7 protein-coding genes and 1 pseudogene are annotated in these 9586 nt (G+C 57.8%); 2 read left to right on the top strand and 6 right to left on the bottom strand.

Going from position 1 to position 9586, the window contains the following annotated elements; translation table 11 throughout:
- The coding region (locus ACILRA_RS14315) for a hypothetical protein (protein WP_395662769.1) at positions 1-209 on the top strand (209 nt) is incomplete at its 5' end.
- A gap of 97 nt (positions 210-306) precedes the next feature.
- Positions 307-522: a hypothetical protein gene (locus tag ACILRA_RS14310; RefSeq protein ID WP_395662768.1), complete on the top strand. Its 216-nt coding sequence runs from the start codon at positions 307-309 to the stop codon at positions 520-522.
- Between the two features lie 580 nt (positions 523-1102).
- Here ACILRA_RS14310 and ACILRA_RS14305 read toward each other — a convergent pair.
- From ACILRA_RS14305 to ACILRA_RS14280, 6 genes and pseudogenes are all read right to left on the bottom strand, one after another.
- Positions 1103-1243, bottom strand: a pseudogene (locus ACILRA_RS14305) (transposase); the annotation flags it as partial.
- A 567-nt stretch (positions 1244-1810) separates the two neighbouring features.
- Positions 1811-4975, bottom strand: coding sequence for a DEAD/DEAH box helicase (locus ACILRA_RS14300; RefSeq protein WP_395662767.1), 3165 nt, complete (start codon positions 4973-4975; stop codon positions 1811-1813).
- Positions 4972-7878 (bottom strand): DUF1156 domain-containing protein, encoded by a 2907-nt coding sequence (locus ACILRA_RS14295; RefSeq protein ID WP_395662766.1) that lies wholly within the window; start codon positions 7876-7878, stop codon positions 4972-4974. Before ACILRA_RS14295 ends, ACILRA_RS14300 begins: the two co-directional genes overlap by 4 nt.
- A 17-nt stretch (positions 7879-7895) precedes the next feature.
- Complete coding sequence (locus ACILRA_RS14290; RefSeq protein ID WP_395662765.1) at positions 7896-8375, bottom strand: hypothetical protein; 480 nt, start codon at positions 8373-8375, stop codon at positions 7896-7898.
- Positions 8375-9355 carry a hypothetical protein gene (locus ACILRA_RS14285; RefSeq protein WP_395662764.1) on the bottom strand — a complete coding sequence of 327 codons (981 nt, stop codon included), beginning with the start codon at positions 9353-9355 and terminating at the stop codon, positions 8375-8377. Before ACILRA_RS14285 ends, ACILRA_RS14290 begins: the two co-directional genes overlap by 1 nt.
- On the bottom strand, positions 9352-9586 hold a 235-nt coding region (locus ACILRA_RS14280), incomplete at its 5' end, for a hypothetical protein (RefSeq protein ID WP_395662763.1). The genes ACILRA_RS14280 and ACILRA_RS14285, both read right to left, overlap by 4 nt.

Genomic DNA, 9586 nt, shown 5'->3' with positions numbered 1-9586 from the left:
TCAATGCGTTGCGGTGTTTGTCAAAGCGGCTGTGGTCTAGTTTTGTCAAAGGCTGCGTGCATGGCTCGCGCTGCGATGTTGCCGCCGCCGCTGGCTGTCTTGCGGAAGTCCTCGGACTTTCGTATCATTTTATCATCTTTCGTCTGGGCAACAGAAAGCCGCCCTGCAAAATCAAGCAGGTTTGCGTCGGCTTCAGTGGCAACGCGTGAATTCCGGTGGTTTGCATCACTCGAGCTTGAGCCGCGAATCACCTAGACTCAGTTGTAGGCCACCTCGAGTCGCTGGTCAAATTTTTCTAAAATTTTGTTGAACAATTTCAAACACTTGGCATTTTCGCAAATTTTTTTCAGGGGTTTTTCAGGGCTTTCAGACTTACAAAAAAGGCCGCAAGCTGATCCACTTTCTGCATTTTCGCAAAGTTCGCTTTATGCTCTCGATGCCGAAAATCTTGCGCTTGACCAGTTGGCTGGAGCACCGATCCACGACAACGCAGCCGAACAAACGGAAAACCGCACGCTGTAGACGGCTGCTGACGGCCCACCTTCCCCCCTGGACAAAATGCTTTTTCCATCGGTCCGCGGAGCCGAAATCTCCAGCTGCCCTCCGATATCTGATGCGCCACGCGCTGAAATACCAAGCTCAAGACCAGAGAAGGCCTTTTCCTCGAGTGGCGCACCGCACCAGATCATACGCGAAACAGCATCTATCCCACCAGCCAAGCTCAGCGGCGGATTGCTCGACGATCGTGATGGTCTGTCAGGATTTTGCGGGGCCGCCTGCCCTACGTCCTGCATTTTCGCAAATTGCAGAGTGCCCTGCCCTACCCCTGGTCGCGTCCGGCATTTTCGCAAGTTGCCGAATGCGCAGCTTGCCATATCCCTGATCGCGTCCGGCTATCCTCTGCTGCCTCCATTTTCGCAAGTTGCAGCATCGCCGTGATCGCCGGAACTTGCGTGGGACAGTCCGATCAGCGAAAGCGCTTGGTAGCTTGCAGATAGATCGGCAGCCGCTGACCCGCGACGATCATGCCGCCCCGCGCAATGCGTGTGCGCACCAGCGCGGCCGCCCGCTCCACCGCAACATCACCGGGAATGCCCAGCACCACATCGACGACCCGGGCCCCTGGCTGAAGGCTTTCGGCTACGATCCGCGCCTTCGTCTCAGTCGACCAGCGCCGCTTGCCGCGCCGCAGAGGCTCAACGACCTCGCACCGACCAACAAATCCATCGCCACCATCCGCCATGCCAAACCTCCATCTGCTCACGCAGACCTTCTCGCAGCCACGTCACACGTCAGGAACACATCAATTCAATGGGTTGGAACCGCCGCTTACTGGAATGCGCAATTGGGCAACACTGAAGGAGCCTCGGGCGCGGATCCACGATGAAAGCCTTAATCCCCGGCTTGAACTGCTGAAGACATTAAACGCAAGAAGCCCCCTCTTTTCGGGGGGACTCGTCGAACGTTGAGCAGGTGTTGACAAGAATTTGGAATGACGAAAGCCGCCCTTGCGGACGGTTCGTAACTATTTGTTGTTATTGATATATTTTGGTTGCGAGGGCAGGATTTGAACCTGCGGCCTTCAGGTTATGAGGCGGACCAAAAGGAGAACATCGAACCCTTAGAATTCAACCACTTACGCGCCAACCCGTTGATCTCGCTTGATTACCTCGCCGCTCTCAACCGCAGCCGACGGAAGCCGCTGTAGCTCATACAGTGAACGAGGTAGGTCGGCAGGTTGACCTATTGTTGACCCGGAAACCCCGCCTCAGCCGCTGGTTCTTGCGATCCACAACTGAGAGCAAGACGGTCAAGTCGTCCTCCGATACATGGCAAGATCGGGAAACGTTGGGCTGCCAGGAGTCCAAAGCTCGACACTTTCCGAGTGAAGCTCATAGAATTCCCGATCGGTTGTCACGCGCACCGCTTGAGGCAAGAAGCCATCGGTGAACCTGTAGTCCTTCGCGTCCAGCTTTACTGCTTCTGTGCCGCGAGGCAGCAAGGCGGGTCGATCGAGAACGGCCTTCAGGTCTGACAAGTTCAGGGCTGGCTCAGAGCGAGGCGGGAAGGTTAGTTCTTCGTCGGAGAAGTCATCAAGGTCTATCGATGTTCCCTCTCCCAACGAAAGTTCAGCCTCCAGACGGCCCAGCGCCTCGTCACGACGAGCATCATCAGTCGTTGCCTTCGAAAGAACGGTTTCTTCGATTAGTTTTGGCAACCTGGTCAAGATTGGCTGCAGACCACCGACGACACTCTCAAACACGGAAATCCTGCTGCGCAAGGCGCGATAGACGTCAGCCTCGACCGTGTCTTCGTAGTGCAGATTGACGATACGAATATCGGAGAACCGCTGCCCAAGTCGATCGATGCGGCCAATCCGCTGCTCCACTCGCATCGGGTTCCAAGGCATGTCGTAATTTATCAGCGCACCACAAAACTGGAAGTTCAGCCCCTCAGCCGCGGCGTCAGTGCAAACAAGGATTTCAGCACGACCTTCCTTGAACCTGCGCTTGACCTCGTCCCTTGAAATGAGGCTCCAGGCGCGATCGGACCCTTGCACTTCTCCGCCGCGTCCAGAGAAGCACATCACCGAATACCCCGCAGCAACGACTTGATCGCGCAGATAGTCCATGGTGTCCGTAAACTGCGTGAAGACCATCACCTGCGAATAGCCCGATGCCTTCAGTTCGCCCAAGACGTTGGAAAGATGAACGGCCTTGGTATCCGTCGGCAACCGCCCAATCTCTTCAACTATCTCGTCGATCGTCTCGACCTCTTCAAACGCAAGCGCTCGCCGCTCGTCTTCAGATACGCTTTCCGCATCGATTTCTTCACCCGCTTCGACTTGGTCAGCGACGTTTTCATCGATCCGCGCCTCGTCGGCAGCAGAAAGCACATCGCCCACGCCGCCCCTTCTTTTTTCCATAGTCATACGCAAGGCATGGAAGCTGGAGGCCAACCGGCGGCGATAAATCGTCATCACAAAGCCAACCGCATTTCGCGCATCGGCCGCCGAGGCATTGTAGGTTTGAGAAATGTAGGTCTCGACCTGCCGGTAGAGATCCCTTTCCTCTTGGGACAAGGGGATAAACCGGTCTTCGACTTGGCGGGTTGCAACTGGCGTCGAAAGCTTCCCGGCCTTGAAGTATTTGCGCAGCAGTTCGCGCGTGTGGCGCGAAACCAAGGCACTTACCGGGGTCGCTTTCTTCAGGATCGTGAGAGCGGCGCGCCTCTCTTCTTGGGAAAGTTGGCGCCTGGGGGTTGCAGCGTTGTCTCGCAGGGCTCGCAGGACCTTCTTGGTCTTCAGGCCGCTTAGACCAGTCTTGCCTTGCGCCAACTCCCAAGGGATTTCCCCAAAGTGCGCCTCATGCGCACGGAAAAGCGCAGCAAGCCAATCAAGTCCGTCGTTGCTGACAGGTTCCTTCGCAACCTCTGAGAAAAAGCGAACAAAGGCATCCGAGGACCACTCCGGAGGCACTCCGAGTAGATCAAGCAGGTCCCAAAGTTCGGTAGCGTGGACCTGGAGGGGCGTTGCCGTAAGCAATACCAAGCCCTCGGTCCTTCTCTTCAGCAAGCGCATCAACTGAAGCAGCCGATTGCTGCCCTTAGCCTGCGCTGTTCCTGCCCCCTTGGTCCGAGCATGGTGGGCTTCGTCCAGCACAACCAAATCCCACGGATCGGCAGAGTCCAAAATCTCTGTTTGCCGTTCTCGCCGACGCGCAAGATGGCTCGACATGATCACGAACGGCTCACGATGCCACTCGTCGCGCGATACCGCTTTCTCGGCACTGTGATCGCGGGCTGGCGATCGATACCAAACCAGCCGGTGCCCATCATATATTGGCCAGTTGAGATTGAACTTCTCACGAAGTTCGATCTGCCACTGCCTACAGACGTTCTTCGGCGCAAGAACTAGGGCGCGCTTCACGCGCCCGGACAGCCATGACTGCCGAAGCAGGAGACCGGCCTGAACCGTTTTCCCCAGACCGACCTCATCAGCGATCAGAAGCTTCGGCGGCCATTGATCGTACAAACGATGGAAGGCCCGCACCTGATGGGGCCAAGGGACGACCGCGGAGGTGGCCTCTCCTACTCGGTCGCCGCCATTTGGATCGTTCGCGGCATTCGCGATCCGCTCCCAAACTGCCTGGCGTTCTTCGTCGATCGAAAGAACTGACGCGGCGCTGGGCGCTGGTGGATCACCCTGGCCAGTGCGCCGCACAGCGCTGCGAGCCCCTTTATCCTCACTGCCCTCGTCCGCATGCTCCTGCATTCGCTTGGGCAGTTGCTCGGGATCAGGCAGGAAGGTGAGCAGCTGCTCGCGTAGCGCAGTCGGCACGTCCAATGTGATTGCCCGCTTGGCTTGGTTCGCCCACAGCTTGGCGAAACTTGCCTCTTCCTCGTCCACACGGGGTCCATCGTTCCACGACGTGAAAGCGTTGAAGCTTTCCCAGTTCCGCGTCCAACCGTACTCGGTTTCGTTGATGCTGCCATTAAAGGCGAGCCGATCGCCGGTCTTATCCTCGATGATGCCGGTCTTCTCGTGGAAGATGCTGTCATCGCGGATCGGGCGGCGGTTCGCGTCACAAGGAACCGCAAGCTTTACATCTAGATAGCCTTGGGCCACCATCCACGCGACAAGTTCCAGGGCATCGACAGTGCGGGGATCGCCGGTCAAGGGCGGCATCCTCTGGATCGTCCGCTCGACGGCATCTCGAAGAGCCTCGCCCCGTTCGATCGCCTCGACGTCCTCCTCGCCCAGCGTGCAGCCCACGATTAGCCGCATCTTGCCGTTGTTGAGGACAAGCCCTTCGATGCCCCGCGCCGCCAGGGCCAGCGCGCGAGACGAGAAATAGCCCGTCAGCCGGTCATAGCGCGTCGCCGATCGGAGAGCCGGAACGTAGAACAGCCGGATGAGGTCGCCATCGTCCGGCGTGTATTTCAAGCGCCAAGCGGTGTCGCGCAGCAGGCTCAAACGGCCTCCTCCGTGAACAGGGACAGCTGCTGGGGTTCATCCACCTTGTCCGAAAACGCCAAGCGCCGCAGCTTCTCAAGCGCGTCGAAGTCATCGGCAGCAGACTTGGCATCGCCGGTCGCAACGTCGAAGCCGACAAAGCCCCGCGATGGCGGCAGCACTTCCAGAACGGCCTCAAGTGCCGCGAGGAACTGAGGATCGTTTTCCAGCCCCGCGTCCTTCAGCAGATCCAGCGCGCCTTCCAGCGTGCGCGTCCTGCCGCGGTGGGCGGCGTGGTGGATCGCGTCGATCATCGCTCGTGAACCGTCAGCCGGGCCGAGGCCGCTTTTCGCAGCGCGGGTGGCGCTGTCCCACAGCTTGATGTCCGATCCCTTCTTCTCGCACAGACGGCCGATCAACTGGCCCTCCAGATCGGCGCCGACGGCACGCGCCAGACGCAGGCCCTCGTCATAGCTAAAGACCGGCGCCTTGAAGGCGTCCCAGGCTAGCACGAACCACGATGTCGTCGGGTCCAGATCGGCGCGGCCCTTGGTATGGGTCAGCTGGTTCAGGCGCCATGTCTTTACCTCGCGCCGGGCGGCGTCGAGAGCGTCTTCCGGCGTTACGGCGTAGGGATCGAACTCTTCCTCGAATAGTTCCGCCTGCTTTCGGCGCTTCTTGGCCAGCGGCTCGGGCCGCGGGGTGCCGCGCTTCAGCGGCCAGTGGCGCGAAAACTCTTCCAGCGCTGGGCCGAAGGAAGCGAGGTAGAGGTCAACACCGCCGATCCCGGCCTTCTGGAACTCTTCCACCCGGGTGCGGACGGCCTGTGCCACCAAGGGCTCGACATCTTCCCAATAGGTCGTCTCGTCGCTCTGCTCGGCCGGACGCGGACGGCAGACGAGGAAGATCGTGGAGTTCGCGGCGGCCTTGTCCTTGATGTGGAGCGACCCTTCGGCCTCGGTGTTCACAGGCCAAGAAGCAGTGATGATGAACCCGGCCTCGATAAGGCCGGTGGTCAGTGCGTCCCAGGCGCTTGTATCCTTGTGCGTGAACATTACGGTCATGATGCCGTTCGGCTTCAGGACACGGCGACATTCGGCGAAGATTGCGGCCATCTTCTCCTGATAGTCGCGGTTAGCCAGCGCATCCGCACCTTTTTGGCCCTTGAAAAGGGCTTTGTTGGCAACGGCCTCAGCTTCCTTATCCGTCAGTCTGCGAGTGTAAAGCTCAGGGTATATCAGGCCAGCCGTACGCTTCAACCAAACGTAGAAAAAATCCGATAGCTCGGCGTACATCACATTAGCGCCGTAAGGCGGGTCCATCACAACCGCATCAACGCTATGATCAACTATCGTTGACAAGTCCCCTCCATTTCCACACGAAATAGAAACAGAACCAAGAACTTCAGTTGCCAAGAGATCGTCGGCTGATGGTAGAAGTTTCAATATGCCCTTTAAGCTATCTTCAATCTGACCTCCTGCCCAATCAAACCCTCCCCCAGTCAGAAAGAACGGCATTTCAGCATAGGACCACTTGAATGCAAAATCGTGCCGATCAAACACCGACCGCATGGTGCTTGCCTTTACATTCCAACTAGAAAGCCGGGCATTCCAATTAAGAAGCTTTGAGAAAGCGAAGGAAAGATACAGATACGCCGCCTTCCGGCGCTCGGTCAGCGCCCCTTTCTTTAAGTCCTCGGATAGCATCTCGGAGAACGTCTCAACAGCAAAACAGTGCCCTAATAGCTGACGATCTGAAAAGAGATTGCGCCACAATGGCATGCCATACTGTATCGGACGACTGTCGTTGGAGTTTTCAGGATAGGCCTCTGAAGGAATTATATCTGCCGCTAGCCAATCGTCGATGCGGCTGTCGATAAGTTCCTTTAGAGCAGTCCGGTTATCGTCTGCACTGGTTGGCCCGCGATAATCCCTTTCCCATGACTCGCGGTAGGTTCCTGACTTAGTCAGTTTCTTTACTCTCTTTTTGAAAACAACTGCAAAAAGCCGATCACCCATCTCGCCAGCTTGCGCCTGCTGTTTAATTATATCGCCGTCAACAATCCTCCCGCAGTCCTCAAATGGACATATAGCATCTCCTCCACTAACGGTACCTTCGGACTGCTCAGCCAAGGTCCGGACCACCTCAAAATCACAGACCCTTGACTGAATATGGTGTGGAGTCCTAGTTTGAGGATGGAGTCTCACCCCAACGCCATCAGGCGTTAGAACCCAGTTGGGAGATAGAGGGATTTCACCAGAGCAGTAAGGGCATTGAACCGTTCGGGCCCACAGGTAACCCTCGACCCTTACGTCGGAAGGCTCCTTCGCATACAGATCGTCAAATTTTGGCTCTGCCTTCTTCCTGAACTCGGAGTATATCTTCTTAAAATCATCCAATAGGATACTTCCAAATTTTCCAGGCAACTCAACAGTAGCTTTCAAAATGGTAGCCGCAACTGGGTTCAGATCATTCGCAATTGCATGCGCTCCCAGACGCATAACCTCAAAAGGAATGGAGCCACCGCCAGCAGTGGGATCGAGAACTTTCACGTTCTTCAAATAGTCCTTATTGGGATCAATCTTGCGGTATGCTTCGCCAGCGAGGACAGTAAAAGCTCTTGGATAATCAAAGGCTGGCGTATCGCCCTTGATGCCATTGCGCCTCTCCTTCTGCAATCGCTGTTTCGCTTGGAGAGGATTACCATTAACTCCTAGCGCCGAAAGAAAAAGTGAGTGATCAACATCTGCAGGCAAGACACTTGCTACGATTGCTGCACGCGCTGCCAAAAGAGGCCGCCTAGCCCACCAAACATGCAAGAAGTTTATTGGAGGAAGAGCCGTGGACATTCCACGCTCACGCACGCTTTCAATACCAAGTTCAGCAATCGGCAACCAGCGCTCAATCAGACGGACATCGGACATCGGGTTCACTTCTTTCATCATTTCGTCGGATCGGTCAGCAGGATGCGCAGGGCGGTCAGCACCCGGCGCGGGTTCTTGCGGTGGACGGACATGCCAAGCCAGTAACCCGCTTCTTCCTTGCCCATCGCCTCGATCCCGTCTGCGACCAGTCGCATGTTGTCACGGTTACGCATGGGCGCGAGGGTGCGGAACAGCAGTGCCAGGCGCAGCGCCGTTTCCTCGTTCAGCGCCGATCCCATCCCCTCGATTGGCAACAGGTCCAGCCTGATCCCGCTTTCCTTCAGGCGCCGCAGGACGCGGTGTTCGGTCAGTTCCAGATTGCGCCCCCGCAACCCGGCCAGCCGGAGCGGACCCGCGATCTGCGGCGTGGCAAGGGAGGGAAGCTGCCAGATCTCGATCTCGGTATCCCCGGGGCCGTGGCGCCGTGCGCGCAACTCGTACTGCGGTTGGGTTCGCGAAATCATGGAGAGGTCTTCCTTCCGGCTTGGCACGCGCATCACTTCACCTCAGCCGTTGCTTCGACATAGGCCGCCGCGCTGGCATAACGCGTCAGCTTTTCGACGAACTTGTCCGCCGCGTCGCCATCCAGCGCGAGCCCGGCGTCGAAATCAAACGAAATACTGGCCTTCAGATCGGTCTCTTTCGCGGCGCGGAATTGGGGTTCGAGATAGTCCTTCATGGTCGACGCATCCTGCGCCGTACCATTGAATTCGAACTCGAAGGTGCTGTCCTGGGCGGTCATGAAGCTGCCCTCAAGCCGCACTCCCCGCTTTGCACCGGCGACCGTGTTTGCGATCGGCACCAGCTTGAAGGCATCGCCATATTCGAACAGGCGGATCACGATCCGGTCGACCTTGTCCAGCTTGGCGGTCTTGGCCTGTTCGATCACGCGGCGCAGGGCTTCCTTCAGGACGCCCTCGGCCGTGAATACCTTCGCCCCTGCAAGCTGGGGCTGCGGTCGTTCTCCAGCCACTGCCTCAGGCGAAGGCCCGACCGGCGGGAAGTCACCACCTCCTGTCGGCGTGGGCCCCGTCACAACTGCCGCACCACCCCCGACCGCCGCAGGCTGCGCCGCCGGTGCCGGTGCTGGGCGCGGCCAGATACCTTTGTTCTTCGCGAATTCCATCGTGAAGATCATGGTTTCTTCGTCAATCTTGATCGTCGGGATCGGATCACCCGGCCCAGCCAAAAGATCGCCGCGCTTGTAGATGTAAACGCCCTCCTCGATCCCTTTGCGGACCGCCTTGATGAACACATCATCGGACAAGAGGATCGACAGGGACGGGTCACGTCGGAACTCATCGCGAAGGTCGCGGGAGCTGATCTGCCCCTTTTTCAGAGGCGTCCGGTCACGAATGTAGGACGGAGAGTCTGGCGCATCGGACGCATCGCGAACTTTGTTGTGGCTTTGCAGCTGCCGAACAATCTGAAGCTGGCCAGAACCTGGCCGCTCGGACGCGTTCTGGATGTCGATCACGGCATGGGCGAGCTGGATGGTTCCCGCTCCGCCAAGAGACGTACGCGACGGATAAAGAACATGCCGATAGCATTGCTGGATGGCAATGGCAGCTTCGGTTTCAGTGTCAACGGCAGAGTAAAAGTGAGCCAAAGGGCAGCGCAAAATGTTGCCACTTTGGGGTTGGCGAGATTGCCGCATGAGTGTGCGCTAGCATCCGGGCGGCCGCGCTTTTCATAGAGCTGGCGGTTG

The organism is Aestuariivirga sp. (genome assembly GCF_044239095.1).
Classification (GTDB): Bacteria; Pseudomonadota; Alphaproteobacteria; order Rhizobiales; family Aestuariivirgaceae; genus Aestuariivirga.
The sequence above is the reverse complement of the archived record's forward strand: the minus strand, read 5'-3'. Positions and strand labels throughout refer to the sequence as shown.

Excerpts from the sequence above, each read along its gene's own strand:
- ACILRA_RS14290 (WP_395662765.1), bottom strand. The coding sequence starts at position 8,375 with ATGCGCGTGCCAAGCCGGAAGGAAGACCTCTCCATGATTTCGCGAACC.
- ACILRA_RS14295 (WP_395662766.1), bottom strand. The coding sequence starts at position 7,878 with ATGTCCGATGTCCGTCTGATTGAGCGCTGGTTGCCGATTGCTGAACTT.